Source organism: Alloyangia pacifica (genome assembly GCF_900116195.1).
GTDB classification, from domain to species: domain Bacteria; phylum Pseudomonadota; class Alphaproteobacteria; order Rhodobacterales; family Rhodobacteraceae; genus Salipiger; species Salipiger pacificus.
Genome location: NZ_FOZW01000004.1, coordinates 16520 through 43040, shown reverse-complemented (window position 1 = coordinate 43040; position 26521 = coordinate 16520). Strand labels below are relative to the sequence as shown.

Below are 26521 nucleotides of genomic sequence, written 5' to 3'. Positions count from 1 at the left end.
GTACTCCTCAGTCCATGTGCCCGGGGGGAGGAGCCCGGGTCACAATTCAAAAAGTCGAGGTGGGCGGATACTTGTTACCGTGCGACACCTTTCAGATGCCCTGCTACACCCCGGCAGTGTGACAGCGGTTTGATCTGCATCAAGTCATCATGATTCAGGGATATAGCTTTTGAGGTCGATCACCTGATCGGCCGCCTCCAGCTCTGCGGCGCGATGAGACGCGGTGACAATCGCGGCGTCCGGAAGGAATTTTCTAATTCCAGCAAGAACTTCCCTTGCGGTCTCGGCATCCAGACCCTCGGTCGGCTCGTCCAGCAGCAACATCTTTGGTCGCCGAAGCAGCGCCCGTGCCAGCACCAGCCGCCGTGCCTGTCCGCCCGACAGCCCGGCCCCGCCCTCACCCAAAGGTGAACTCAGGCCACCCCGCGCACCGACGGTTTGCGCCAGGTGCACCGCCTCCAGCGCGGCGACCGCCTCGGCCTCGGTCAGCCCGGGGCGGGCCAGCGCGAGGTTCTCCAGCACCGTGCCGGAGACAAGCGCCGCGCGCTGCGGCACAAGGGTCAGCACTTCGCGCAAATCGGTCTCCGGCCATGTCGCCAGCGGCCTGTCGAGCAGCGACACTTCTCCCGCGGTCACCGGCTCCAGCCCCGCGATCACGTCGAGCAGGGTCGACTTTCCGAGACCCGAGGCGCCGCGCAGGGCAAGCGTCTCTCCTGGCGCGAGGGCAAACGACAGGTCATGCAGCAGCAGGCGCGACCAGCCGGGCCGCGCGAGCGACAGGTGGCGCAGTTCCAGCACCGCCTTCCCCGGGACCACCGCAGGCGAGGACTCCGACAGGCGCTTGAGGTTCCGTGCGGGCGGCTCGGCCAGCACCCGACCGGCCGCATCGCGCATCCGTCCGATCTCGGCCATGCCGCGGCGCAGGGGCAGCAGCGTTTCGCCAAGCGCCAGCGCCACGAAGACGCCGATGGCCCCCAGCGCCGGGTCGAGGTCTGCCTCGACCACCAGCCATCCGGCCAGCGCGAAGACCCCGGCCACGATCAGCGTGATGATGGTGCTCAATGCCATGCCCGCGCCGCTGTCGATCCGGTCAAGCTCATCCATCGCCGCGCGCGCCTCGGCCTCGGTCGCATCCAGCCCGGCGCGCCAGCGCGGCAGCGCGCCCTGCAGGATCGCCTCGCGGCGGCCTCGGAACAGGCCGATCGCCCGGCGGCGCAGATCCTGCGTGGCGCTCTCGGCCCGCGCCGAGAGGCCGAGCGTTGCCCGCCCGACCCGCCACAGCACGAGACCGCCGCCCAGAAGATATCCCGCCGCGACCGAGATCGCGACCGCATGTGAAGTCAGGGCCCAGAGGCCGAGGAAGACCGCCGCATGGGTCAGCAGCGCGGCGGAGATGGGCAGCGCCAGCCGCAACACCACACCGTCGAGCGCGTCCACGTCGGCGGTGATCCGGGTCAGTGCAGAGGCGCCGCGCAGGCGCCGGAGTTCGGCGACGGGGAAGCGTTCGAGCCGCGCCAGCAGGGTGACCCGCAGCGCCGCCAGCGCGCGCAGCGTGGCGTCATGGGTGAGCAGCCGCTCGCCATACCGCGCCGCCGCCCGTCCGAGCGCCAGCCCGCGCACTCCGGCGCTGGGGCGGAAGACGTCAAAGGCGATGCCCACACCGGCGATGCCCGCCAGCCCGGTCGCGGTGATGAACCAGCCGGAGAGGCCGAGCAGCGCCGCGCCCATCAGCAGCACCAGCACTGCCAGAAGCGCACCGCGCCACATGGCGGCGGGATGGGCGCGCCACAAGAGGCGCAGGACCTGCCAGAGCTTCAGCATTGCGCGGCCTCCAGGTCGAGCGCGCGTCCCATGGCCGCAGCCAATGCCGGATCATGGGTGGCGACGACCACCGTGCGGCCCTCGGCGCAGAGCCCTTGCAGAACCTCTATGATCGCGGCCCCGGTGGTGGCGTCGAGATCGGCGGTGGGCTCATCGGCAAGGATCACGTCGGCCCCCCGGATCAGCGCCCGCGCCAGCAGCAGGCGGCGGGCCTCGCCTCCGGAGACCCCGGCCCCGCTTTCGCCAAGTACCGTCTCCAGCCCTTCGGGCAGGGCGGCGACAATGCGCGTGGCCCGGGCCCTGTGCAGGGCTTCTGGCGGGACCTCGCTCGTGGAATCTCCGGTGAGGAAGGTCCGCAGGGTCATGTCGGGGATATGCACCTCCTGCGGGATATAGGCGATGCGGGCGCGCCACGCGTCTGCGGTGTCATCAACCAGAGCGTGGCCCGCGACCCGTGTCTGTCCCGTCTCCGAGACGAGAAGCCCCGCCACCACGTCGAGCGCGGTAGACTTTCCCACGCCGCTCGCGCCGCGCAGGGCCAGCGACTCGCCGGGCGAGATCTCGATGTCGGGCAGAGTCACCACCTGCTCGCCTCGCCTCACTGACACCCCGCGCAACGAGATCGCGGCTGGACCGGGCAAGGGCGGGGCGTCACCGCCCTGCCCCAGCACCGGAACCAAGCGGTCCTGACGGAGGTCGCCCAGTTCCTCTGCCACCGCCTCGGCCGCGGCCCTGTCGTGCCAGGCTGCAGCGAGATCGCGCAGCGGCTGAAAGAAATCGGGGGCCAGCAACAGCAGGAAAATCCCCTGAAACAGCGTCAGTCCCGGCCCGAAAAGGCCCCACGTGCCGATGGTGATTTCACCCAGCAAAGAGAAGCCGACGTAGACCGCCACCATCGCCACCCCGAGCGCCGAGAAGAGCTCGAGCACCGTCGAGGACAGGAACGCCACGCGCAGCACCGCCATGGTCCGCTCGCGCAGGCCCTCGGCGCGGGCCGCGAACTCGGCGCGCGACGCCGCTGCGGCGTTCAGCAACAAAAGGTCCGGCAGCGCCGAGATGCGGTCGATGAGCAGCGTGTTCATCGCCCCCACCTCGACCATCTGCTTCTGGCTGGCATCCTTCGCCGCCATTCCCACCAGCGCCATGAACACCGGGATCAGCGGGCCGGCGACGAGCAACACCAATCCCGCGGCCCAGGAGATCGTCAGGATGACGGCAAGGTAGAGCAGTGGCAGCAGACGCGCCCGCGCCATGGCCGGGCGGTAGCGGGTGATCCATGGCCCGAGCACCGCCAGCTTCTCGGTCAGCAGCGCCGAAAGAGCGCCGGAGGAGGCTCCCCCGAGGCGCAGCGCTTCGCGATCCAGCAGGGCCTGTCTCTGGGCGTGCAGCACCTGATCCGCGGCGCGGTAGGCCAGCCGCGACGCGAGGGCGTCACCCTGGGCGCGCAGCAGCCCGAGCAGCGCGAAGACGAGCGCCATCCACAGGGTCCGCGAGAGCGGCGCGTCCTCGGCCCAGCCCGCGATCCCCCAGGCCAGCGCGGCGGCCTGGGGCAGCCAGAGCGCGGCGGCGATGGCGGAGAGGCGCGCCGCGCGGGACAATCGCCGCTGCGCGTCGGGTCCGAGCAGGCTCTCCGCCCGCTGCAGCTCCGGCTCGGCGGCAGAAGACACTGGGGCAGACGACATGGCGGCTCCACGAGAAAATCCGTTTCTCGCTCAATGAGATAGATGAACGCACGGGGTTGCAACCCCATGCCGCGCCGCGCGTCACTCTGCCGCCAGCCACCAAGGTGCCTGCGGTGCTGGCACTGCGAGCACGGCGCACACTGCCAGACACGGCGGAGATTGCATGGCACCCGAGCCCGTGCCACGCTGGCCGGATCAGCCGACAGGAGAATTGCCCGATGCCCCAGCCCCATAGCCGCAAGGCCGTCCGGTCATGAGCGCCCTCGAAGAAGTACTGTCGGAGATTGATTCCGCCAACGCGCAGGACCCGAACCAGGAAGAGGGCCGCCCGGCCGCCCTGCTCTACGGCGAGCGGATGAGCGGGGAACTGGCGCGCCTCTTCCCCGAAGCCTCCGAGGTGCTGCAGATCGCCGCCCGCGGCCAGCACGTCGAGCGCTGGCTGTTGCCGCGCGATTCCTACCCGATGGACCGCCCCGGCTATTTCGCCTGGCGCAAGGAGCAGGGTCGCCGCCACGGCGCGCGCCTCGCCGGGATGATGTCAAAGGCAGGTTACGACGCAGCAACGCAGGAGCGCGTGGGCGTGCTGCTGCGCAAGGAGGGGATCAAGCGCGACGCCGAGGTGCAGGCGCTGGAGGACGTGATCTGCTTCACCTTCCTCAAGTGGTACTTCTCGCCCTTCGCCGAGGGCCGCGATGCCGAGGGGCTACAGCGCATCGTCGAGAAGACCGCGCTGAAGATGTCCTCCGAGGGCCGCGCTCGGGTCCTGCAGGAATTCGACCTGCCCGAGCCGTTGGCAGGAGCCTTCCGCGATTGAGCCATGCAAGTTCCTTCGAAGGAACTTGCAAGAGTTTTCGAAAACTCTTGCGGCGCTAGATGGCGCCGCAGGACCGACCACCGAGAGCCGAAGACATGCCCCGAACTGCCCTCATTGTCGCCCATGGCAGCCCCTCTGACCCCGACCCGCAGGAAGCAGCGCTGAGAGACCTCGCCGTGCGCGTCGCCGCGCTGCTGCCCGGCTGGCGCATCGGCGGCGCGACCCTGGCCAAGCAGGGCTCTTTCGATGCCGCCGTGGCGGAACTGGGGACCCCGTGGGTCTACCCCTATTTCATGGCCCGCGGCTATTTCACCAAGAAGGTGCTGGCCGAGAGGGCCGCGCCGCAGGGCCTGCGGGTGCTCGAGCCCTTCGGCACCGAGCCCGCGCTCGTGCAGAGCGCGGCCCACGCGCTGCGCCGGGAGCTGGATGGCCGGGGATGGCAGGCGGACGGGACGACCTTGCTTGTCGCGGCTCATGGCAGCGCTGTCTCTCGTACCAGCGCGGAGAGCGCGCGCGACTTCGCTGCCGCACTGAAGTCCGAGATGGGATTCGCCGAGGCGCGCGCCGGCTACGTCGAAGAGCCGCCCTTTCTCGCCGACTCGGCGCAGGGACTGGGGCAGGCAGTCTGCTTGCCGCAATTCGCACTCAACGCGGGCCACATGCTGGAGGATGTGCCGGAGGCGCTGGCGGAGGCGGGCTTTGCGGGCCCGGTCCTTCCGGCCTTCATCGACTGGCCTGAAACCCCCGAGCTGATCGCGCAGAGCCTTGAAAGACAGGCCAACTCCGCGTGATCCGGGAGGACGAAAGCACAAAAAAAGAAGGCCACCGCGGTGCGGTGGCCTTCTTTTTTGCCGTCCCCCGGTGGGGAGTGGCGGACCGAGGAGGATTCGAACCCCCGACCCCTTGATTCGTAGTCAAGTACTCTATCCAGCTGAGCTATCGGTCCGTGAGGGCGGGGTTTAGAGTTTGTTCGGAGGATGCGCAAGAGCGATTTCGAAGAAATTTCCAATCTTACCCTAAGTCACCGGTCGGCAAGCGAATTTCGAAGCAGGTTCCCTCTTGGCCAGAGCGAATGAGTTGCAGTTTCCCGCCGTGATTCCGCACCAGTTCCGCGACAATGGCCAAACCGAGTCCCGCCCCGCCCTTTCGCGCGCCGCCCTGGAATGGCTGGAACAGGTGCTCGCGCGCCTTCGGCGGCAGACCCGGCCCGGTGTCGGTCACTTCAATGATCCAGGCCTCTTCCTCGGCGCGGGCGGAGACGGCGATTTCACCCTCCTCGCCGGAGCCAGTGATCGCCTGACGTGCGTTGCGCACGAGATTCGCGATGGCGCGATAAATCTGCTCGGGATCGCCCCTGATCTGCATCGAGGCGGGGATATCCTCGGACAGGCTCACCTCGTGCTCGCCGATTGCCAGCCGCTCGGCCTCAAGCACCTCGTTGACCAACTCGGCAAGGTTGAACTGGGTCAGCAGCGGCGCCGGCTCCTCGGCCTTGCCAAAGGCGAGCGTGGTCTCGCAGAGCGACACGGCCCGGGTGATCGAGCTGACCAGCTTTGGGGCCATGCGCTTGACCGTGGGGTCCTCGGACATCTCGATGCGGTCGGTGAAAAGCTGCGCCGAGCTGAGGATATTGCGCAAGTCATGGCTGACCCGCGCCACCGCGCCGCCGAGCTGCGCCAGCCGCTCCTTCTGCCGCAGCGACTGCGACAGCTGGGTCTCGAGCGACTTCAGCGCCTCCTCGGCCTCGCGAATCTCGCGCACGCTGGCGACGGGCTTGATGATCCGTCGCGCGTCCTCGGGATCTTCGGCATAGCGCTGCATGTGCCCCACCACGCCTTTGATCGGCTTCACCAGCAGCACCCGCACCGCGAGGAAGAGCAGCAGCGCGGTAATCAGCGACAGCAAGGCCGAGACCAGCAGCACGCCGAGCCCGAAGTCGATCATTGCCGTGCGCAGCGGCAGGCTGTCCATGGTGACCTCGATCAGCTCACCACCGTCATCCTTGGGATAGCCGAGCACCCGGATCAGGCGCGGCTGCGTGTCGAAGAGCCGCAGAAGCGCGTCCTTCATCAGGATCACCGGGCCCGCCTCGCGCAGATCGTAGGTCTCATCCACCGATCCCGGCATCGGCGACGACAGCGCCAGCTCGCGGCGCTCATCGCGCTGCAGCACGACGTTGTAGACACCGGCGTTGTCCAGAAGCTCGGCCTCGAGCTCTGGCGCCAGCACGTCGTCGGCCAGCAGCGCGAGCGAAGCGATCTGCGCACGCTCGAGGTGGTCGTTGAGGAAATCCTCACGGAACCGCGCCACGGAGGGCACGAAGATCAGCACTTCGGCCAACATCACGAAAATGGTCGTGAGAACCAGAAAGCGGCCTGAGAGCGAGTTAAACATGTAGACCAGTCTTGGGCTTTCAGGGGAGCAGGCGTTGAACTGTTCGTGTAACAGCCTTGACCGTGCGGTTTTCAAACAATCTGGGTGTGAAATAGGATCCGGCAACCCGTTTGTTAAGCTCTCCCAGCGTCGGATAGGGCGCAACCATGCCCGCGACCTGCGCGATTTTCACTTTGGCCGAGAGCGCGAGCGCCCAGGTCGAGACGAGATCCCCTGCCTGCGAGCCGACGATCGTGGCCCCGACCGGGCGCCCCCTGTGCACCATGACCTTGGCCAGTCCCGCCGTCTCGCGCTCTGCAATGGCGCGGTCATTGTGTTGCAGCGCCTCGCGCAGCACCTCAAGCCGGTCGCCGTAGCGCTGGCGCGCCTCAACCTCGGTCAGACCGACATGCGCGAGCTCGGGGCGCGTATAGGTGGCGCGGGGAACGTGATACGTCGAGGCCTTGGCCGGCAGGCCGAAAAGCGCCGAACGGATCACGATGCCTGCGTGATATCCCGCAAGATGGGTGAACTGCAGACCGCCCGCCGCATCGCCGATGGCGTAGACACGGCGGTTGGTCGTGCGTAGCCCGGCGTCCACGCGGATCCCGGTCTTGGTCGTCTCGATTCCCGCCTCGGCCAGCCCGAGCCCTTCGGTATTGGGCATGCGCCCCGCCGCGACGAGCAGGTGCGAGCCGGTGAGCACCTTGCCACTGCCGAGGCGCAGTTCGATGGCGCTGCCGTCCTGACGCGCCGAGGTCACCATCTCGCCCTCGAGAATCGTCACACCTTCGCCGCGCAGATGGTCGAGCACGATTGCCGCCATCTCCGGGTCCTCGCGCCCCAGCGCCCGCGCGCCCTCGACCACGGTGACCTGGGCCCCGAGACGGCGGAAGGCCTGCGCCATCTCCATGCCGATGGGTCCGCCGCCGAGAATCAGCAGGTGCGAGGGCAGCTCCTGCAGGTCCCACAGCGTCTCGTTGGTCAGGTAGGAGACATCCTTCAGCCCCGACACCGGCGGCACGGCTGGCGACGAGCCGGTCGCCAGCACGATTCGGCGGGCGATGATGCGATGATGCCCCGCCTCGACCTCGCGCTCCGACACGAAACGGGCGTGCGCGCGGATCACCCGCACGCCGAGGCCTTCGAATCGCTCCTGCGAATCCACCGGTGCGATGCGGGCGATGGTTTCCTGCACATGGTCGCGCACCCGGGACCAGTCGACCCTTGCCGGGTCCAGATCGACGCCGAAGGCCCCGGACAGCTCGGGTGCATGGGCCTGCGAGGCGGCAGCGATCAGCGCCTTGGAGGGCACGCAGCCGTAGTTCAGGCAGTCTCCTCCCATCTCGCCGCGCTCCACCAGCACAACGCTGGCGCCCATCTGCACCGCCCCCGCCGCGACCGAGAGCCCGCCGGAGCCCGCGCCGATGATCAGAAGGTCGGTCTTGATCGATTCCATGGCACTCGTACTCCCGAGATCAGACACCTCTGCGCGCCCGCCAGGCACGCAGGACTATGGGCAGCGCCGCCAGCGCGGCGAGACCGAGCAGTGGGCCGATCACCTGCGGCGCCCAGAGCAGGCTGAGGTCCGGCGTCTCGCCCCGGTCAAAGACCGACCCCACCCCAACCCCGATCGAGGTGAAGACCAACGCGCCGGGGATGATGCCCAATGCAGTGGTCCAGGCGAAGTTCCCCAGTCGGACCCCGACCAGCGCGGGCAGCAGATTCGCTACGAAAAACGGCACCGCAGGCACCAGTCGCAGCAACAGAAGCACGCTGATCTCGTTCTCGCGCAGCCCGTCCCGGAGCCGGCGCAGCCGTCCTTCAGAGGCATCGAGCTTGGCCGAGAGCACCTGCCCCAGCCCCGCCCGTGCCGCGAGAAAGATGGCGATCGCGCCGATGCTGGCCGAGAGCACGTTCAGCGCCGTGCCCGACCCGAGCCCGAAGAGAAAGCCGCCGGTGACCGAGGCGACCGCCGCGCCGGGCAGAGAGAAGGCGACGATGGCCACGTAGGCGGCGACGAATCCCCCGGCCATCAGCAGGTAGTTGCTGTCGCGCAACTCCAGCAGCGCGGCGCGATTCTCGCGCAGCGTATCGAAGCTGATGTAATCGCGCAGCGTGACGGCACCGATCACCGCCACAAGCACGATCAGCGCCAGCGGAAGGTGGCGCAGCAGCCGCGCGCGGGGCGCGGTGGGAGGGCGGTCTGACTCGGTCATGGTCCTAGAATGGCGCGGGGAATCGCCCGCGCACAGCCTTATCACGCGGCCTTGATCGACAGTCATCCCGGAGCCGTGTTTTGCGCCTCGCGCGGGGCGCGTGTTACACCACCTCCATCCCTCGTGCCGGAAATGTTGCACCTGCGTCGGGATAGAGGTTTGACACGGAGCCCACTCCTGCCTATAGCACGGGCCTCGAATGACCCGGCCCGGCGAATCCGCTTAGGGCCGTCTGTGATGTAAGCTCTTGCTGCCGAAATGTCGGCACGTCGGGCGGACGCCGCAGGCAGCAATGAGACCATAGTAGACAGACCGGCCTCCCAAGAGGCCAGATCAGACGGAGAAGAGCGCGATGAAACGCACCTTTCAGCCTTCGAACCTCGTTCGCAAGCGCCGCCACGGCTTCCGCGCACGGATGGCCACCAAAGCTGGCCGCGCGATTCTGAACGCGCGCCGCGGCCGCGGCCGCAAGAAGCTCAGCGCCTGAGCCGCGCGCTCTGCCCATGGCGGAGCGTGTGCACAAGACACCGGCCAAGGCCGCTTCGGGAGAGACCGAAGCGGCCTTTGCGCTTGGCGTGCGTGCGGATGCGGATCATAGCAAAGCCGAAGGCGATGCCCTGATGGGGGAGGATACCCCGATGCTCGAGGTCCTGCGCAAGCGCAGCGATTTCCTCGCGGCGGCGCGTGCCCGGCGGCAGCCGGTGCCGTCCTTCCTGCTGCAGGCGCGGTACCGCGATGACGGTTCCGACCTGATCCGCGTCGGCTTCACCTGTTCCAAGAAGGTCGGCAATGCCGTTGCCCGCAACCGCGCCAAGCGCCGGCTGCGCGAAATCGCGCGCCTCGGCCTGCCACAGTTGGGCAAGCCGGGCTGGGACTACGTGCTGATCGGCCGCGCCGGCGCCACCGCCGAGCGCGAGTTCACCGCGCTGCAGGGCGACCTTGCGCAGGCGGTGCGGCAGATTCACGCCCCCAAGTCGCAAGGTCCCAAGCCGCACGGTCCGAAAGGCGCGCGCCCCGGGAAGCCGCGGACGCCGCAGTCGTGAGTCCGCTCGCGCATATCGCCGCCCTGCCCGTCCGCGCCTATCGCCTGATCTTCTCTGCTTGGGTCGGCCATGGCTGCCGATTCCAGCCGACCTGCTCCGCCTACGCGCTCGAGGCGCTCGAAAAGCACGGGGCCTTCAAGGGTTCCTACCTGACGATCCGCCGCATCCTGCGCTGCCACCCGCTCGGCGGGTCCGGCATCGACAACGTCCCCGATTGAGGCCGCCCATGTTCGACGACGACGCCGACGACATCCACCCGCTGTTCTACGGTGCCCCCAAGAGCACCGAGTTCAAGAAGCTGCGCAAGCGCATCGTGCAGAACACCCGCGAGGCAGTGGAGCACTACGGCATGATCGAGCGCCGCGAGGATGGCGCGCTGCCGAAATGGCTGGTCTGCCTCTCGGGCGGCAAGGACAGCTATACGCTGCTGGCCGTGCTCCATGAGCTTAAGTGGCGCGGGCTGCTGCCGGTGGAGATTCTCGCCTGCAACCTCGATCAGGGCCAGCCGGGCTTTCCGGCGACGGTGCTGCCCGAGTTCCTCGAGAAGATGGGCGTGCCGCACCGGATCGAGTATCAGGACACCTATTCCGTCGTCATGGACAAGGTTCCGCAGGGCCGCACCTACTGCGCGCTCTGCTCGCGGCTGCGCCGCGGCAACCTCTACCGCATCGCCCGCGAGGAGGGTTGCTCGGCGGTCGTGCTCGGCCATCACCGCGACGACATCCTCGAGACCTTCTTCATGAACCTCTTCCACGGCGGGCGGCTTGCCACCATGCCGCCGAAGCTGGTCAACGAGGAAGGCGATCTCTTCGTCTACCGGCCCCTCGCCCATGTGGCCGAGGTGGATTGCGAGAAATTCGCCAGGGCCATGAATTATCCGATCATTCCCTGCGACCTCTGTGGCTCGCAGGATGGGCTGCAGCGCCAGCAGGTGAAGCAGATCCTCGACGGCTGGGAAAAGAACTCCCCCGGCCGCCGACAGGTGATGTTCAAGGCGCTGACCAACATCCGCCCGTCGCACATGATGGACCCGAAGCTCTTCGACTTCGCCGGGCTGATGCGCGACATGAGCAAGCGCGCTCCCGATGCGGACGACGGGATTCCCGACCTGCGTTAAGCGGCGCCTTACCCTCTTGCGCTAGGTCTGGATCCGACTCGGATGATGCAGGGGGCGGACCATGCCACCGGATCTCGCGCACAAGGTTCAATTTCCAAAGGCCGCAAAGCTGCGGTCGGCACTGCGCCGCTGGACCTTCGGTCCGCATATGCTCGCCTTCCTCCCGGCGCTTTGCCTTGCCGGGTTCTGGGTGGGGGGCGAGCCGGTCCTCCTCGCCTTCTCGCTGCTGATCCCGCTGGTCTACGGTCTGCTGCTGAGCGGCGAAACCGCTGGCTTGAATCGGGGATTGCGCCAGCGAAACGACGATCTGGTCAGCATGGCAACGGCGCAGGATCTGACCGAGCACGCCTTCGAGCAAGCCCGCGCCGCGCAGATGCACACCGCCTGCCTTCTGTTCGAGGCCGAGGGGCTGGAGACGATTTCCCGACGCATGGGAGACGAGGTCGCGGAAAGCCTGCGCATCCTGTTCCTGCAGCGCCTGCGCGATCTCCTGCGCCCCGAGGACAGCGCGATGCGCATCGGCGATTCCCGCTTCATGGCACTCGTCGCCCCCGGCCTGCGGCTCGACCTCGAAGCTCTGCTCGCGCTGGCCGACCGGCTTCAGCGCGGCCTCGAAGAGCCGGCGGCGACCGACACCGGTGTGCACTACCTCTCGGTCGCAGTGGGTTTCTGCGGCTCGGCGCGTCTGCGCGCCGGGGCGGATGGCACAGACATGCTCGACTGCGCCCAGGCCGCGCTGCGCGAAGCGCTGGAGAATGCGCCCTCGGCCATCCGCGCCTGGAGCGAAGGGATGCGCGCCGAACGGCGGGCACGGAACGCCCTTCTCTCCGAAGTAGAAGTGGCGCTGGCGAAGGGACAGATTCAGCCCTGGTACCAACCCCAGCTCTGCACTTCGACGGGCGAGATCAGCGGAGTCGAGGCGCTGGTGCGCTGGATGCACCCGCAGCACGGAATCATTCCCCCCGCGCGATTCCTGAGCGCCCTCGAAGAAGCCGGCCGCATGGGGCAGCTGAGCGAGGCGGTGCTGCATCACAGCCTGACCGCCCTGCGGAGCTGGGATGACGAGGGGCTTCACATTCCCCGCGTGAGCATCAACTTCTCCGAGGCCGAACTGCGCAACCCGCGGCTGGTGGACCGGCTGAAATGGGACCTGGACCGCTTCGGCCTGCCGGCGAGCCGGCTCGGAGTCGAGGTGCTCGAGACCGTCATCGCCGAAAGCCCCGAAGGGATCATCGCGCGCAACGTCTCGGATCTCGCCCGGCTCGGCTGCCGGATCGATCTCGACGATTTCGGCACCGGCCATGCCTCGATCGGCGCGCTGCGCCGCGTCACCGTGCACCGGCTGAAGATCGACCGCAGCTTCGTCACCCGCATCGACCGCAGCGAAGACCAGCGTCGCATGCTCGCGGCCGTGCTCGGCCTTGCCGACAGGCTGGGGCTGGAAACCGTCGCCGAGGGTGTCGAAAGCAGCGGCGAGCACGCGCTGCTCGCGCAGCTCGGCTGCGATCATGCGCAGGGATTCGGCATCGCCCGCCCAATGCCGGCCCCGCAACTGGCGGATTGGGCGCGGGACCATGCCCTGCACATAGCCGAGGCGCAGAAACTCGGGCGCGGCAACGGCTGACCACCTCTTCGCTGGCGCGAACCACACCGGCGACGGGCCCCGATCCACCGCCCCCCGCGTCCTGCGAGCCCGCCTCGGAGGCCCGGAGAATCCTTCCGAACCAAGGAAACCACCGCAAGAGCCTGAGTTAGCTTCCCCGGATCAGTCGCATCGGCGCCACCGGCGGGGCACAAGGGTTGCCCCGCGCCCGCTCTCGGGCCGCGCGGTGACCGGCAACCGCAACCGTGGCCCCGCCGGTAACGCCACGCTCCAAGGCCCGAAACGCCGACAAACCCCCGTTGCCAGCACGATTCGGCTTGACCTTTGGGGGTGTCACCTGTTGAACCCGGCTTTGACTTTCCAAGGACAGGTGGCGGTCTCTCGCATGGACAATCAGAACAAGAATCTGCTCATCGCCACGGCGCTGAGCTTCGTCGTGATCCTCGTCTGGTTCGTACTCTTCCCCCCACCCGAAGCCACGGTGGACGAGACCGCGCCGACGACCGAGCAGACGCTCGAGACCGCGCCGGGCGTGACCGCGCCGAGCGCCGCATCCGACGCGCCCGCGACCACCTCCGCAGCGACCGCAGCCCCCGAGGCCGCGCTCGACACCGCGCGGGTCGAGATTGACGCCCCCGCGCTGATCGGCTCGATCGCGCTGACCGGCGGCCGCATCGACGAGTTGAGCCTGCGCAACTACCACGAGACCAACGACGAAAGCTCGCCGGTGGTGCAGCTGCTCGAGCCCGTGGGCGGTGCCAACCCGTACTATGCCGTCTACGGCTGGGCCCCCGGCAACGGGCTGCAGGCCGCCGACGTGCCCGGCCCGAACACCGTCTGGAGTGTCGAGAGCGGCGAAACCCTGGGTGTCGACAGCCCGGTCACCCTGCGCTGGGACAGCCCCTCGGGTCTGATTTTCCGACGCGCCTTCACCGTGGACGAGAAATTCATGTTCCGCGTGACCCAGTCGGTCGAGAACACCTCGGGCAACGAGGTGTCGGCAGCGCCCTACGGCATCCTCGCCCGCCACGGCGAGCCGTCGGATCTGAAGAACTTCTTCGTGCTGCACGAAGGCGCCATCTCGATGACCGATGGCACGCTCGCTGAGAACAAGTACAAGAAAATCCGTGACTTCGACCCCGCCGCCGAAGCCGGCACCCGCGCCGAGACCTACCAGGTGTCGGAAAACGGCTGGATCGGTTTCACCGAGCACTACTGGGAAACCGTGCTGATCCCCGACAGCGGCACCAGCTACCGCCAGGCGATCAAGTACAACGAAGCCCGTGACATCTACCAGGCCGAGATCGTTCTGCCGACGCAGACCATCGCCCCCGGTGCCACCGCCGAGGTCTCGACCCGCATGTACTCGGGCGCCAAGGTCTGGGAAGTGATCAACGAATACCAGGACCAGGGCGTCGACCGCTTCGTCGACAGCATCGACTGGGGCTGGTTCTTCTTCCTCACCAAGCCCATCTTCTGGCTGCTGCACCACCTGCACCAGTGGATCGGCAACATGGGCGTGTCGATCATCGCCCTGACCATCTTCCTCAAGGCACTGCTCTTCCCGCTGGCCTACAAGTCCTACGTCTCGATGGCGAAGATGAAGGAACTGCAGCCGCAGATGGAGGAGATGAAGAAGAAGGCCGGCGACGACCGCCAGAAGCTTCAGCAGGAGATGATGGCGCTCTACAAGCGCGAGAAGGTCAACCCGGCCTCGGGCTGCCTGCCGATCCTGCTGCAGATCCCGATCTTCTTCTCGCTCTACAAGGTGATCTTCGTCGCCTTCGAGTTGCGCCACGCGCCCTTCTTCGGCCCGTTCCAGGACCTCTCGGCGCCCGACCCCACCTCGCTGTTCAACCTCTTCGGTCTGCTGCCCTGGGCCGCTCCCGAGGCAGGCACGACGCTGGCGCTGGTCTTCATCGGCATCCTGCCGATCCTGCTGGGCATCTCGATGTTCCTGCAGCAGAAGCTGAACCCGACGCCGACCGATCCCGCGCAGGCGATGATCTTTGCCTGGATGCCCTGGGTGTTCATGTTCATGCTCGGCGGCTTCGCCTCCGGCCTGGTGCTCTACTGGATCACCAACAACACGATCACCTTCACCCAGCAGTACCTGATCATGCGCAGCCACGGGGCCAAGCCTGACGTGTTCGGCAACATCAAGTCGACCTTCAAGCGCAAGCCCAAGGACGCAAAGTCGGACGGAAAATGAGCGGACGGGTCACCCAGATCTGGCGCCACCCGATCAAGGCCCATGGCCGCGAGGCGCTGGACCGGGTGACCCTGAGCGCCCACGAATGCCTGCCCTTCGACCGGGCCTGGGCCGTGGCGCATGAACTATCAGACGCGGACGGGTCCGAATGGGTCCGCTGCGGGAACTTCAGCCGGGGCGCCAAGGCGCCCCAGCTCATGGCGATCAGTGCCGAGATGGACGAAACGGCGGGCACCATCACCCTGCACCACCCGGACCGCCCCGACCTGACAATCGATCCCGATCGCGACGGCACGACCTTCCTCGACTGGGTTCGTCCGCTGATGCCCGAGGACCGCACGCAATCGGCGCGGCTCGTCCGGGCGCAGGCGCGCGGCATGACCGACGCGCCCTTCCCCTCGATCACCATCTGCAACATGGCCTCGCACCGCGCGGTCGAGGCGCAGATCGGCCAGCCCCTGTCGATCCACCGCTGGCGCGGCAACATCTGGCTCGAGGGGCTGGAGCCCTGGGAAGAATTCGACTGGATCGGGCGCGAGATTCGCATCGGCGGCGCGACCTTCATCGTGCGCGAACGGACCGGCCGCTGCGCCGCGACAACTGCAAACCCCGAGACAGGCCAGCGCGATGCGGATACGCTGGGCGCGCTGCGTCACTGGGGACATACGGATTTCTCGGTGCAGGCCGAAGTGACGACGGGCGGCGAGATCGCCCATGACGACGAGGTGACCCTGCTGTGACGACCCCCCTTCCCTTTCCCATCGCCGAAGAGCCCGACGATGCGACCCGCGAGGCGGCGCGCAAGGCCTTTGCCGGTGACGTGCAATTCCTCAAGGGCGTGGTCGCCATGGACGGGCTGCCGCCCGACGACCGGCCCGAGGTCTGCTTTGCCGGGCGCTCGAACGTCGGCAAGTCGAGCCTGATCAACGCGCTGACCGGCCGCAAGGGCATTGCCCGCGCGTCGAACACGCCGGGCCGCACGCAGGAGATCAACTTCTTCACGCTGAACGAGAGCCACTATCTCGTCGACCTCCCGGGCTACGGCTTTGCCAATGCGCCGGTGGCCGTGGTCGAGAAATGGCAGCGCTTGCTGAAGCAGTATCTCTCGGGGCGCGTCTCGCTGCGCCGGGCCTTCGTGCTGATCGACGCGCGCCACGGCGTGAAGCCGGTGGACGAGGAGATCATGGAACTGCTCGACAAGTCCGCCGTGACCTTCCAGGCGGTGCTGACGAAGACCGACAAGCTCAAGGCGAAAGACCTCGACAAGATCCTGACGCAAGTGCGCGAGAAGCTCTCCAAGCACCCAGCCGCCTATCCCGAGATCGTGCTGACAAGCTCGGAAAAGGGCGACGGCATCCCGACGCTGAGGGCGATCATCACCGGACTTTCCTGAATTTCCCCTTCGCAATCCCGAACGTAGAGTCTAGTTCTGCCAAGCAGAGACCTTTCCCGCATCGAGGATGCACCCCAGATGAAGAAGCAGACGATGAACCGAGACTGGATCGCCACCGCCCGCACTCTGAACGAAGCCCTGCCCTACCTGCAGCGCTACACGGGCGCGATCGTGGTGGTTAAATTCGGCGGCAATGCCATGGGCGATACCGATGCCATGGCGGAATTTGCCCGGGACATCGTGCTGATGCGCCAGGTCGGCGTGAACCCGGTCGTCGTGCACGGCGGCGGCCCGATGATCAACGACATGCTCGCCAAGCTGAACATCCAATCCGAGTTCAAGCGCGGCAAGCGGGTCACCGACCAGGCCACCGTCGAGGTGGTCGAGATGGTGCTGACCGGCCTCGTCAACAAGCGCATCGTGCAGGCGATCATGGACGAGGGTGGTCGCGCCGTGGGTCTGTCGGGCAAGGATGACGATCTCATCGTCTGCGAGGCGGACGATCCGGAACTGGGCTTCGTCGGCCGCCCGGTCGAGTGCAACGTGCAGGTGCTGCACGACCTCTTCGCCGCAGGGATCATCCCCGTGGTGGCACCGGTCGCGACCGGCATGGACTATCTCGAGACCTTCAACGTCAACGGCGACACCGCCGCCGGCGCGCTGGCCGGGGCGCTGAAGGCCGATCGCCTGCTGCTGCTGACCGACGTGTCGGGCGTGAAGAACAAGGCCGGCGAGGTGGTTACCCAGATGACCCCCGAGGATGTCCGCGCGATGACCGAGGATGGCACCATCGCAGGTGGCATGATTCCCAAGACCGAGACCGCGCTGAAGGCGGTCGAGGACGGCGTGCGCGCGGTGGTCATTCTCGACGGGCGCGTTCCGAACGCCTGCCTGCTCGAACTCTTCACCGAACATGGCGCCGGCTCGCTGATCCGCCGCGCCGATCTGGAGCCGGTGCGCCCGCGCACGTGACCCTTCGCGAGATCGACGCCGCGGTGCGGATGGAAGGCCTTGCCCTGCGCGGCGCCTTCCACCCTGCGCCCGGCGACGGTGCTCCGGAGAATTGCGGCACGCTGTTGCTGCTCGGCCCGGACGAGCCGGGTTTCTGGACACTCTTTTCAAGTTCTCCCGAATACCTCGACGGCAACCCCGACCCCATGGACCGCTGGTCCAAACGGGTGATCGGCGGCCTGGCCAAGCGCTTGGGCGGCACGGCGGTCTTCCCCTCGGACGGGCCGCCCTACCCATCCTTCTTCGCCTGGGCACAGGCGAGCGGAGAGGCTTTTGCCTCCCCGCCGGGACTTCTGGTGCATACGCGTGCGGGACTGCTCATCAGCTATCGCGGGGCCATTTCCCTGCCCCGGAAACTGCCGCTGCTGCCGCGTGCCGCATCGCCATGCGCAGCTTGTCCTCAGCCCTGCCGCACCGCCTGCCCGGTCGAGGCGCTCGGCTCCGGCGCGCACTATGACGTCGATGCCTGCCAGCGCCACCTGCGCAGCCCGCAGGGGGCCGAGTGCCGGACCGAGGGCTGCCTCGTCCGCCGCGCCTGCCCAGCCTCGGCGCAGATGCAACGCCCCCCGGCGCAGGCCGCTTTCCACATGGCCTCGTTCATGGAACACTGGAGCCCGGAGACAGGGGGCACCTCATGAAACGGCTCATTCTCATGCGCCATGCGAAATCCGACTGGTCGGTGGGCATGCCGGACCACGCACGTCCGCTCAACGCACGCGGCCAGAAGAGCGCCGGCTCGCTGGGAGACTGGCTGCGAGCGCAAGCGGTTCTGCCCGATCAGGTGCTCTGCTCCTCATCGGCGCGGACACGCGAGACGCTGGACCTACTGGGTCTCGGCGACGTGCCGACCCGTTTCGAGGATCGGCTTTACCTGGCCGGGCCGGGGACATTGCTGAAGAGCCTGCAGGGCGCGAGCGGCGAGACGGTGCTGATGCTCGCGCACAATCCGGGGATCGGCGAGTTCGCCAACAGTGTGGTCGAGCGGGGGCCCGATCACCCCAAGTTCGCTGCCTATCCGACCGGCGCAACGCTGGTCGCGGATTTCGATGCCGGCGGCTGGTCAGCGATCCGCATGGGCACGGCGCGGTGCCATGCCTTCATCGTGCCGCGTGAGCTGACCTGAGCAAGTGAGCTGTCCCTGAAAAGAGTGACGCCCGCGATCCCCCTCCCAAAGGACCGCGAGCGCCGCTGTAGCCGGTCACGTGGCAAAGGCCCCTGACGCGATGTGGTCCGGGTCAGCCGTATCGTATCGCGCGTCCTCCCCTACGGCGATCCGATCGCGGGCGACACTCGGACGACCACTGAGCGCAAGGCCCTTCATAGAAACCGGTACAGATTCCATTCGGTCTGTGACCGAAAAGCGCCAAATTAAGGCGCTTCGTAACGGACTGTAACACAAGCGACAAAAAAGCGAGCCCCAAATTTATCGGGACTCGCAAATATTAATCAGGTTTTCTGTGGATTAGTGCCCGAGAATCTGGCTCAGGAAGAGTTTCGTCCGCTCGTGCTGCGGATTGTTAAAGAATTCTTCGGGTTCATTCTGCTCCACGATCTGTCCGGCATCCATGAAAATGACCCGATTCGCGACTTGGCGGGCGAATCCCATCTCGTGCGTGACGCAGAGCATGGTCATTCCCTCTTCGGCCAATTCGACCATCGTATCGAGCACTTCCTTGATCATCTCGGGATCGAGCGCTGAGGTCGGTTCGTCAAAGAGCATGATCCGCGGCTTCATGCACAGCGAGCGGGCGATCGCCACCCGCTGCTGCTGACCACCCGAGAGTTGGCCGGGGTACTTGTTGGCCTGCTCCGGGATCTTCACCTTCTCGAGGAAGTGCATCGCGGTCTCTTCGGCTTGCTTCTTGGGGATCTTGCGAACCCAGATCGGCGCGAGCGTGCAGTTCTCGAGAATTGTCAGATGCGGGAAGAGATTGAAGTGCTGGAAGCACATGCCAACCTCGGAACGGATCTTGTCGATGTTCTTGAGATCCGAGCTCAGCTCGATCCCGTCCACCATGATGCTGCCCGCCTGATGTTCCTCAAGGCGGTTGATGCAGCGGATCATCGTAGACTTGCCCGAACCCGAGGGGCCGGCGATGACGATCCGCTCGCCGCGGTAGACGGTCAGGTCGATGTCGCGCAGCACGTGGAAGGTCCCGTACCACTTGTTCATCTTGCTGATCTGGATGGCCACCTCGTCGGAGACCTTCATCTGGCTGCGATCGACTTCGCGTGTTGCAAGTTCAGACATTGGAGGTCTCCTTAGCGGTGCTCTCTACGGAGCTTTTTCTCGAGGAAGAGAGAATAGCGGCCCATGCTGAAGCAGAAGATGAAGAAGCACAGACCGATAAAGACGAAGAGTTCCCAGTAGACGCCGTTCCAATCGGTGGTCGCCCGGATCGAGTTGGACAGGCCGATGGGATCGAGAAGGCCGATGAAAACAACCAGCGTGGTATCCTTGAACAGGCCGATGAAGGTGTTCACGATCCCGGGGATCGAGATCTTCAGCGCCTGCGGCAGGATGATCAGCCGCATCGATTTCCAGTAGTCCAGACCCAGCGCGTCCGCGGCCTCGTACTGGCCCTTCGGCAGCGCGGCGAGACCGCCACGGACCACCTCGGCGATATAGGCGGCCGAGAACAGGGTGACCATGATGATGACGCGCAGCATCAGGTCGAAGTTGGTGCCCGGAGGCAGGAAGTAGTTCAGCAGCAAGGACGCGGTGAACAGCCAGACGATCAGCGGGACGCCGCGGATGATCTCGATGAAGGCGACGGAGAACTTGTTGATGATGAACATGTCCGACTGACGCCCCAGCGCCAGCAGGATGCCGAGCGGCAGCGACAGTACGATGCCCGAGACGCCGATGATCGTGGCCAGCATGAAGCCGCCCATGTTCTGCGTCGGAACCGTTTGCAGCGACAGCGGCACCACCGAGGCGAGGGCCCCGGCCAGCGGGCCGCAGAGCGTGAGCCAGTAGATCACCGGAACGACGATCGCGAGGATCACCGAGATCAGATTGCCGATCTTCGGCGCGGCAAAGGTCAGGATTGCCCAACCGATGACGAACCCGAGGATGGCGGCGATCGGACCCCAGAGCGAGCCACCCCAGATCAGCCAGAACAGCACGAAGGGAGCGAGGGCCGAAACCCAGAGCATCTTGCGCGGCACCGAGCTGAACAGCACCGGCGCGACTGCTGCGAGGAAGATCAGGAACGCGAGGATCGGCCGCCAGTAAAGCTCCTTGGGGTAGAAGCCGAAGATCAGCTGCGGCCAGCGTTCCGCCAGCACAGCCCAGCAGGCCGCCGGCTTGTCGGGACCGTAGAGCTCCGCGATGATCTCGCGGCATTGCGAAAGGTTCGACGCGTCCCAGATGCCCCGCAGCGCCCAGGGCAGCAGGTGGCTCAGGGCCGCATAGATCACCCAGAGCGACAGCAACGTGAGCAGGATGTTGAGCCAGCCGGAGAACAGGTTCTCGCGGATCCACTTCACCGCACCGGTCTGGTTCAGCGGCGGGTCCTGCTGGTCGAGCATCGTGTCGCGGACATAGGCGACGGTTTGTGCGTGAGTATCGCTCATGTCACCGCTCCTTCAGCTTAACGGAGGAGTTGTAGACGTTCATCACGCCCGAGATCAGCAGGCTCAGCACCAGGTAGAAGAGGCCCAGCAGCAGCATGCCTTCGAGCTCCCGGCCGGTCTGGTTGATGGTGATGCCCCCGAGGGTCGAGCGCACGTCCATGTAACCCACGGCGATGGCCAGCGAGCTGTTCTTGGTGAGGTTGAGGAACTGCGAAATCAGCGGCGGGATGATCACCCGCAGCGCCTGCGGCAGGATCACCAGGTTCATCGTGGTGCCCGGGCGCAGACCCAGAGCATAGGCCGCTTCGGTCTGACCCTTCGAGATAGCAAGGATGCCACCGCGCACGATCTCGGCGATGAAGGCACCGGTATAGAGCGACAGCGCGAGCCACAGGGCGATCAGCGAGTTGCGCAGGTGCACGCCACCGTCGAAGTTGAAGCCTCCGAGTTCGGGCTTGTCGAGCGAGGCGCCGAGCAGCACCAGCACCACGATCAACGGCACCAGTACCGATGCGATCTGCAGCGGCAGGGTCGTCGGCCGCTTGCCGGTCGCCTCCTGAATGCGGGTCGCGCGCTTGCCGAGCACTTTTGCGCCAATGCTGCCGGCGATGAGCACAGCGAGGATCAGCAGCCAGTCCCAGCCGGAAGAGGTCGGGATGACTTCACCGCCTTCGGCACCGGAGCCTTCTGCGGCGCCGGTGGTCGCGGCGGAGTCGGTCTGGCCGGTCTGCACGCCTGCACCGCCGGTGGCGATGCGGCTCGCGCCGTAGGTGCCCGCCATGTTGGTGGTGGCAGCAGCCGCGGCCGGTGCCTCGGGCTCAGGGGCTGCAACCTCGTTGCCGCCCAGCGAACGGCTGAACACCACGTTGGGAATGTAGACGCCGCGGTTGGTGATCGCGACGCTCTCGCCAAGGATCATCGACGAGCCATCCTCGCCGCGGAAGTCCCGCGGTGTCGGCATGGATTCGGTCATCAGCGCGAAGATCAGCACGATCCAAAGCAGCAGCGGCACGTTCCGGAAGCCCTCGACGTAGACCGCGGTCAGCCGCGAGACGATCCAGTTGTTCGACAGGCGCAGCACGCCGGCGACAACGCCCAGCACGGTGGCGAGCGCGCAGCCCAGGACTGCCACGAGAAGGGTGTTCAGGATGCCCACCAGCGCGGCGCGGCCATGGGTCATCTGGTTGTTGTAGTCGATCAACTGTTGGTTGATGTCGTACCCCGCCGGCTGCGAGAGGAATCCGAAATCGAAATCCTTGCCCAGTGCCTCGAGGTTATGGATCGTGTTGGAAATCAGCCACGACAGCAGCAATCCGATCAGGATCATCGCGACGACCTGAATGGTCATCGAGCGATAGCGCGTGTCGAAAATAAGCTGACTCAGCCGGAAGCCACGCTCCGGCGGATCCGAGATGGTCGCCATTTAGTTCTCCCCGGACGCTTCCATCATGAACGGGTGCCGCGGTGGTTGCTCCACCGTCTGCCCTGCAGGAAGCGCGCTTTCGTTTTATGAAGGCGAAATCGTCAATTCAGGTGGAAAGGGGCGCAGGTTTCCCCTGCGCCCCTCGCCAAGTCCGGTATCAGCGGAAGGGCGGGCTGTAGAGCAGGCCGCCTTCGGTCCACTGCGCGTTCAGACCGCGCGACAGGCCGATCGGGGTGGCTTCGCCGATGTTCTTCTCGAAGATCTCGCCGTAGTTGCCGCCCGCCATGATGGCGCGCTTGGCCCATTCGGCATCGAGGCCGAGCATCGCGCCCAGTTCACCCTCGGTGCCGAGCAGACGGTTGATCTCGGGGTTGTTGGTCGGGGCCGAGGACAGCTCCGCGATGTTGGCCGAGGTCACGCCGTATTCTTCGGCCGCGATCAGGGCGTTGAGGGTCCAGCGCGCGATGTCGCCCCACTCGTTGTCGCCGTGGCGGACGAGCGGACCGAGCGGCTCTTTCGAGATGATTTCCGGCAGGATCACGTGATCGGCCGGGGTCTCGAAGGTGGCGCGGGTGGCGGCGAGGCCGGAAGCGTCGGTGGTGTAGACGTCACAGGCACCGGCCAGGTACTGCTGCTGCGCTTCGGCGTTGGTCTCGATCGGAACCGGCTCGTAGCTGATGTTGTTGGCGCGGAAGAAGTCCGCGAGGTTCAGCTCGGTGGTGGTGCCGGTCTGGATGCAGACGGTGGCGCCATCGAGTTCCTTGGCCGAGGCGACGCCCAGCGACTTAGGTGCGATGAAGCCCTGGCCGTCGTAGTAGTTCACGCCGACGAATTCGAACTTCAGGTCGACGTCGCGCGAGAAGGTCCAGGTGGTGTTGCGGGCCAGCACGTCGATCTCGCCGGAAGCCAGCGCGGTAAAGCGGGTCTGACCGGTGGTCTGGGTGAAGGCAACCTTCATCGGGTCGCCCAGAACCGCTGCGGCGAGCGCGCGGCAGTACGCCACGTCAAAGCCCTGCCAGACGTTGTTTGCATCGGGTGCCGAGAAACCGGCCAGACCCGTGGACACACCGCACTTCAGCTCCCCGCGCGCTTTCACGTCGTCCAGGGTCGCGGCGCCAGCTGCGCCGGCCGCGAGTGCGGCGACGGTCAGAGCGCCGAGAGTTACGGTCTTTTTCATGTTAACCTCTTCCTGTTGTCCGGTCCTGATGACCGGTTCCTTGATCCTTGTGGATCGGCTTGTTCAGCCAGGGGCTCCCTCCCTGTGCTGACGGGAGTTTGGGAGCAAAGTTTTGGCGAGGTCAAGCCGGTGCGGCGCGAAAAAGGCAAGCAAATGCCCGGATCTTACGCAAGGATCAGTGAAGAGGATTCAGATTAGGCAGCTTGGCAGAGGGCAAAAAAGCGGTGCGCGTGAAGGAAGGCCTGTCTTTTGATTTCAGCCGCTTCCTGCGCTTCTTCGTCTTCGCCCCAGAGCTCTTCCTGGAAGGTCTCGTCGAGCCGCGACAGCGCCCAGAGTTCCTTTGCGTCATGCTCTTGCCCGGTCGCCGCGAAGCCGAGCACCAGAGAGCCAGTCAGCGCCACGAGGTCGTGAAAGGCCGCGAGTTCGAACGGGGTGAAGCCATGGGTGCGCTCGGCAAGGATGCGCAGCGGCGCCTCGGGTTGCGAGGCGTGCATGATCCCGGCGCGCGGTTCCAGCCGAGCCCCCATCTCGCGCGCCGCCCAGTCAAGCAGCGGGTCCCAGCGCTCGGCCTGCCGCGCAACCAGTTCGGCCGGGCTTTCGGCACGGTAGCACAGCAGATCGCTGTCGCCGTATTCCGCCAGCATGTCAGCCACTTCGGGGTGCTGTGGCGCGACCTTGTCGATGGCGCTGTTGGCGGTGCGAGTGAAGGGCATCGTGCGCGGGTCGATCTTTTCCGCCTGCGCGCGCCACTCCTCGGCCATGGCCTCGGCAATGGCGCGGGTCGGCACCACCAGCGGCACCTTGCCCGGGGTGCGCAGCGGGCGCCCGTCGAGATGCACGATGAAACCGCCCTCGGCCTCTTCGACCGTGGCGTCCTTGTAGAAGCGGCGGGGGGCCCATTCGCTCATGCGGCTTGGCTCCAGAGTTGGTCCAGCAGCGCCGGAAGCGTGCGGATGTCGTCGATGATTGTACGCGCGGAGGCGAGCCGCGCGCGGTCGTGATAGCCCCAGCTGACGCCGATACCGTGAACCCCGGCGTCGCGCGCCATGTCCATGTCGAAGCTGGTGTCGCCCAGCATCACCGCCTGATGCGGCTCGACGCCGGCCTCGGCCAGCGCCGCTTCGATCATCGAGGGGTGCGGCTTGGAGGGGTGGTCGTCGGCGCATTGCTGCGTGACGAAGAGACTGCGGATGCCGTGCCCGTCGACCAGCCGGTCGAGCCCGCGCCGGGACTTGCCTGTGGCAATGCCGAGCAGCCACTCGGGCCGGGCGTGCAACGCGCCCAGCACCTCGCGGACGTGCGGGTAGAGCGGCGAGCTGGCCTCGGTGCCGTTGGCGGAGCGAAGGCGCATGTAGCTCTGCTTGTAGCCCTCGACCATCACCTCGAGCGTCGCGGCGTCGGCGTCCGGCGCGAGCCGGGCGATCGCCAGCGGCAGCGACAGGCCGACGATGCCGAGGATCTCTTCGCGGCTCGGAGCCGGTCTGCCGACTTCGGCAAAGGCACCACGCATCGAGGCCAGAATATCGGCCTGACTGTCGACCAGCGTGCCGTCGACGTCGAAGATGATCAGCTTGAGGTCCATGCGATCAGTGCAGCTCTTCGAAGGGGTCGTCGGCGGCCAGGTCCTCGGTCCAGCCGAAGGTCTCCCAGCTCTGCGCCATGTGGTCGGGCAGCGGCGCGGTCACGGTGACCGGCTTCTTGGTCGCCGGGTGCAGGAAGGTCATCGAGCGGGCGTGCAGGTGCAGCTTCTTCGAGATGATGCCGCCGAGCTGGGCGCCCCAGCCATCGCCGAGGTTCTCCTGCCCCGAGCCGCCGTATTTGCCATCGCCGATGATCGGGTGACCGATCTCGGCCATATGCGCGCGCAGCTGGTGGGTGCGGCCCGTAATGGGCTCCATCGCCACCCAGCTCGCCCGGCCCGCGACGCGGTAAAGCGTGGCATAGAGCGTATGGGCGCGCTTGGCTCCGGGGGTGCTGTCGATCTCGCGCGGGTGGATGGCGCGCATCTTCTCGCCCTCGCCCGAGGCGCCATGACCGCCGGCCTTCACCAGCCCGTACTTGATCTCGCCGAGGTAGGGCGTCGGCACACCGGCGACCAGCGCCCAGTAGATCTTTCGCGTTTCCTTGTGGCGGATCGCGGCGGTGAGCCCCTGCGCCATCTCGCGGGTGCGCGCCAGCAGCAGCACGCCCGAGGTGTCCTTGTCGAGCCGGTGCACGAGGCGCGGCTTCTCGTCGTAGCCGAACTTCAGCGCCTCCGAGAGCATGTCAACGTGGCGGGTCTGCTTGGAGCCGCCCTGCGTCGGCATCCCCGGCGGCTTGTTCAGCGCGATGATGTGATCATCCTTCCACAGCACGCAGGACTGGATCAGCTTGGTGTCAGCGTCCGAGATCTTCGACTTCGGCTGCGCCGCGACCTTGGCCATTTCCTCGGGCTCGGGCAGCGGCGGGACGCGCACCTGGTTGCCGACCTCGAGGCGGGTCGAGGCCTTCACCCGGCCGCCATCGACGCGGATCTCGCCCTTGCGGCACATCTTCTCGATGCGGCCCTGCGGGACGTGCGGGAAATGCCGCTTCATCCAGCGGTCGAGGCGCTGATCGCCGTCGCCCGGCCCCACGGTGACTGTCTGAACGCGGCTCATGCGAAGAAACTCCGAGTGACGGACAGCCCCGCGAAGAGCGCCGCCAGCGAGACGGCCACCGAGACCGCCACATAAAGACCCGCCTGCGCGATGTCGCCGCGCTCGTAGAGCGTGGCAAAATCCAGCGAGAAGGCCGAGAAGGTGGTGAAGCCGCCCAGCACGCCGGTCATCAGGAACGGCGCGAAGCGGTTGCCCGCGGTATTGGCCAGCAGCACGACGATGACCCCCATGGCAAAGGAGCCGAGGATGTTCACCGTCAGCGTACCCCAGGGGAATCCCTTGCCCAGCAGCCGCGACATGGCGAGGCCGGTCAGATAGCGCCCGCTGGCGCCCAGCGCTCCGCCGAGCGCGACTTGTAAAACCGTGAGGATCATCCGCGGGACATGTGCGAGGGGGGGCGGAATGTCAAGATTTT

Annotated in this window: 26 protein-coding genes and 1 tRNA gene; 13 read left to right on the top strand and 14 right to left on the bottom strand. The window is 66.6% G+C overall.

The annotated features are described in order from the left end of the window. Positions 1 to 147: 147 nt before the first annotated feature. Together BM397_RS09670 and cydD are read right to left on the bottom strand one after the other, a co-directional pair. Entirely contained in the window at positions 148 to 1821 is a 1674-nt protein-coding gene (locus BM397_RS09670) for an amino acid ABC transporter ATP-binding/permease protein (RefSeq protein ID WP_092423367.1), read from the bottom strand. Beyond that, positions 1815 to 3503 (bottom strand): thiol reductant ABC exporter subunit CydD, encoded by a 1689-nt coding sequence (gene cydD / locus BM397_RS09665; protein ID WP_092423365.1) that lies wholly within the window; start codon positions 3501 to 3503, stop codon positions 1815 to 1817. Before cydD ends, BM397_RS09670 begins: the two co-directional genes overlap by 7 nt. A 253-nt stretch (positions 3504 to 3756) precedes the next feature. Between cydD and BM397_RS09660 the strand changes: the two genes are divergently transcribed. Both BM397_RS09660 and BM397_RS09655 read left to right on the top strand, forming a co-directional pair. Then, the gene (locus BM397_RS09660) at positions 3757 to 4317 is read left to right on the top strand and encodes a DUF4202 domain-containing protein (protein ID WP_092423363.1); all 561 of its coding nucleotides are present in this window, start codon (positions 3757 to 3759) and stop codon (positions 4315 to 4317) included. 95 nt (positions 4318 to 4412) lie between these two features. Then, the gene (locus BM397_RS09655) at positions 4413 to 5108 is read left to right on the top strand and encodes a CbiX/SirB N-terminal domain-containing protein (RefSeq protein WP_092423362.1); all 696 of its coding nucleotides are present in this window, start codon (positions 4413 to 4415) and stop codon (positions 5106 to 5108) included. 78 nt (positions 5109 to 5186) lie between these two features. On the opposite strand, the gene BM397_RS09650 is transcribed toward BM397_RS09655, so the two are convergent. The 4 genes from BM397_RS09650 to BM397_RS09635 form a co-directional block, all read right to left on the bottom strand. After that, a tRNA-Arg gene (locus BM397_RS09650) sits at positions 5187 to 5263 on the bottom strand. A gap of 65 nt (positions 5264 to 5328) precedes the next feature. Beyond that, positions 5329 to 6711 (bottom strand): sensor histidine kinase, encoded by a 1383-nt coding sequence (locus BM397_RS09645; RefSeq protein ID WP_092423360.1) that lies wholly within the window; start codon positions 6709 to 6711, stop codon positions 5329 to 5331. 19 nt (positions 6712 to 6730) lie between these two features. Next, positions 6731 to 8149 carry a dihydrolipoyl dehydrogenase family protein gene (locus BM397_RS09640; protein WP_092423358.1) on the bottom strand — a complete coding sequence of 473 codons (1419 nt, stop codon included), beginning with the start codon at positions 8147 to 8149 and terminating at the stop codon, positions 6731 to 6733. Between the two features lie 19 nt (positions 8150 to 8168). Next, positions 8169 to 8909 carry a TVP38/TMEM64 family protein gene (locus BM397_RS09635; protein ID WP_092423356.1) on the bottom strand — a complete coding sequence of 247 codons (741 nt, stop codon included), beginning with the start codon at positions 8907 to 8909 and terminating at the stop codon, positions 8169 to 8171. Between the two features lie 352 nt (positions 8910 to 9261). On the opposite strand from BM397_RS09635, the gene rpmH reads away from it, so the two are divergent. From rpmH to BM397_RS09580, 11 genes are all read left to right on the top strand, one after another. After that, entirely contained in the window at positions 9262 to 9396 is a 135-nt protein-coding gene (rpmH, locus tag BM397_RS09630) for a 50S ribosomal protein L34 (protein ID WP_066102660.1), read from the top strand. Positions 9397 to 9529: 133 nt separating this feature from the next. Beyond that, positions 9530 to 9952 carry a ribonuclease P protein component gene (gene rnpA / locus BM397_RS09625; RefSeq protein WP_218124871.1) on the top strand — a complete coding sequence of 141 codons (423 nt, stop codon included), beginning with the start codon at positions 9530 to 9532 and terminating at the stop codon, positions 9950 to 9952. Continuing rightward, entirely contained in the window at positions 9949 to 10170 is a 222-nt protein-coding gene (gene yidD, locus BM397_RS29510) for a membrane protein insertion efficiency factor YidD (RefSeq protein WP_218124868.1), read from the top strand. The genes rnpA and yidD overlap by 4 nt, the downstream gene beginning before the upstream one ends. Positions 10171 to 10178: 8 nt before the next feature. Beyond that, positions 10179 to 11069 carry a tRNA 2-thiocytidine(32) synthetase TtcA gene (gene ttcA / locus BM397_RS09615; RefSeq protein ID WP_092423352.1) on the top strand — a complete coding sequence of 297 codons (891 nt, stop codon included), beginning with the start codon at positions 10179 to 10181 and terminating at the stop codon, positions 11067 to 11069. A gap of 61 nt (positions 11070 to 11130) precedes the next feature. Then, on the top strand, positions 11131 to 12693 hold the full coding sequence (locus BM397_RS09610; RefSeq protein WP_245696037.1) for a GGDEF domain-containing phosphodiesterase: 1563 nt from the start codon (positions 11131 to 11133) through the stop codon (positions 12691 to 12693). Positions 12694 to 13057: 364 nt separating this feature from the next. Then, positions 13058 to 14884 (top strand): membrane protein insertase YidC, encoded by a 1827-nt coding sequence (gene yidC / locus BM397_RS09605; RefSeq protein ID WP_092423350.1) that lies wholly within the window; start codon positions 13058 to 13060, stop codon positions 14882 to 14884. After that, entirely contained in the window at positions 14881 to 15624 is a 744-nt protein-coding gene (locus BM397_RS09600; RefSeq protein ID WP_092423348.1) for an MOSC domain-containing protein, read from the top strand. Before yidC ends, BM397_RS09600 begins: the two co-directional genes overlap by 4 nt. After that, complete coding sequence (gene yihA, locus BM397_RS09595; RefSeq protein ID WP_092423346.1) at positions 15621 to 16277, top strand: ribosome biogenesis GTP-binding protein YihA/YsxC; 657 nt, start codon at positions 15621 to 15623, stop codon at positions 16275 to 16277. The genes BM397_RS09600 and yihA overlap by 4 nt, the downstream gene beginning before the upstream one ends. 78 nt (positions 16278 to 16355) lie before the next feature. Beyond that, entirely contained in the window at positions 16356 to 17249 is an 894-nt protein-coding gene (gene argB / locus BM397_RS09590) for an acetylglutamate kinase (RefSeq protein WP_092423344.1), read from the top strand. Beyond that, entirely contained in the window at positions 17246 to 17926 is a 681-nt protein-coding gene (locus BM397_RS09585; protein ID WP_245696036.1) for a ferredoxin, read from the top strand. The genes argB and BM397_RS09585 overlap by 4 nt, the downstream gene beginning before the upstream one ends. Continuing rightward, positions 17923 to 18411, top strand: a complete 489-nt coding sequence (locus BM397_RS09580; RefSeq protein ID WP_092423342.1) for a SixA phosphatase family protein — start codon at positions 17923 to 17925, stop codon at positions 18409 to 18411. The genes BM397_RS09585 and BM397_RS09580 overlap by 4 nt, the downstream gene beginning before the upstream one ends. A gap of 339 nt (positions 18412 to 18750) precedes the next feature. Here BM397_RS09580 and BM397_RS09575 read toward each other — a convergent pair whose 3' ends face one another. The 8 genes from BM397_RS09575 to crcB form a co-directional block, all read right to left on the bottom strand. Next, entirely contained in the window at positions 18751 to 19539 is a 789-nt protein-coding gene (locus tag BM397_RS09575; protein WP_092423340.1) for an amino acid ABC transporter ATP-binding protein, read from the bottom strand. Between the two features lie 11 nt (positions 19540 to 19550). Then, on the bottom strand, positions 19551 to 20867 hold the full coding sequence (locus BM397_RS09570) for an amino acid ABC transporter permease (protein WP_092423338.1): 1317 nt from the start codon (positions 20865 to 20867) through the stop codon (positions 19551 to 19553). Position 20868: 1 nt separating this feature from the next. Next, a complete protein-coding gene (locus BM397_RS09565; protein WP_092423336.1) occupies positions 20869 to 22290 on the bottom strand; it encodes an amino acid ABC transporter permease in 1422 nt (473 codons plus the stop codon). Between the two features lie 157 nt (positions 22291 to 22447). Next, positions 22448 to 23467, bottom strand: a complete 1020-nt coding sequence (locus BM397_RS09560; RefSeq protein ID WP_092423334.1) for an amino acid ABC transporter substrate-binding protein — start codon at positions 23465 to 23467, stop codon at positions 22448 to 22450. 194 nt (positions 23468 to 23661) lie between these two features. Then, positions 23662 to 24375: an ATP12 family chaperone protein gene (locus BM397_RS09555; protein WP_092423332.1), complete on the bottom strand. Its 714-nt coding sequence runs from the start codon at positions 24373 to 24375 to the stop codon at positions 23662 to 23664. Further along, positions 24372 to 25049: an HAD-IA family hydrolase gene (locus BM397_RS09550; protein ID WP_092423330.1), complete on the bottom strand. Its 678-nt coding sequence runs from the start codon at positions 25047 to 25049 to the stop codon at positions 24372 to 24374. The genes BM397_RS09555 and BM397_RS09550 overlap by 4 nt, the downstream gene beginning before the upstream one ends. Positions 25050 to 25053: 4 nt before the next feature. Beyond that, a complete protein-coding gene (locus BM397_RS09545; protein WP_092423328.1) occupies positions 25054 to 26106 on the bottom strand; it encodes an RluA family pseudouridine synthase in 1053 nt (350 codons plus the stop codon). Next, the gene (gene crcB, locus BM397_RS09540; protein ID WP_092423326.1) at positions 26103 to 26480 is read right to left on the bottom strand and encodes a fluoride efflux transporter CrcB; all 378 of its coding nucleotides are present in this window, start codon (positions 26478 to 26480) and stop codon (positions 26103 to 26105) included. Before crcB ends, BM397_RS09545 begins: the two co-directional genes overlap by 4 nt. Between the last annotated feature and the right edge of the window lie 41 nt (positions 26481 to 26521).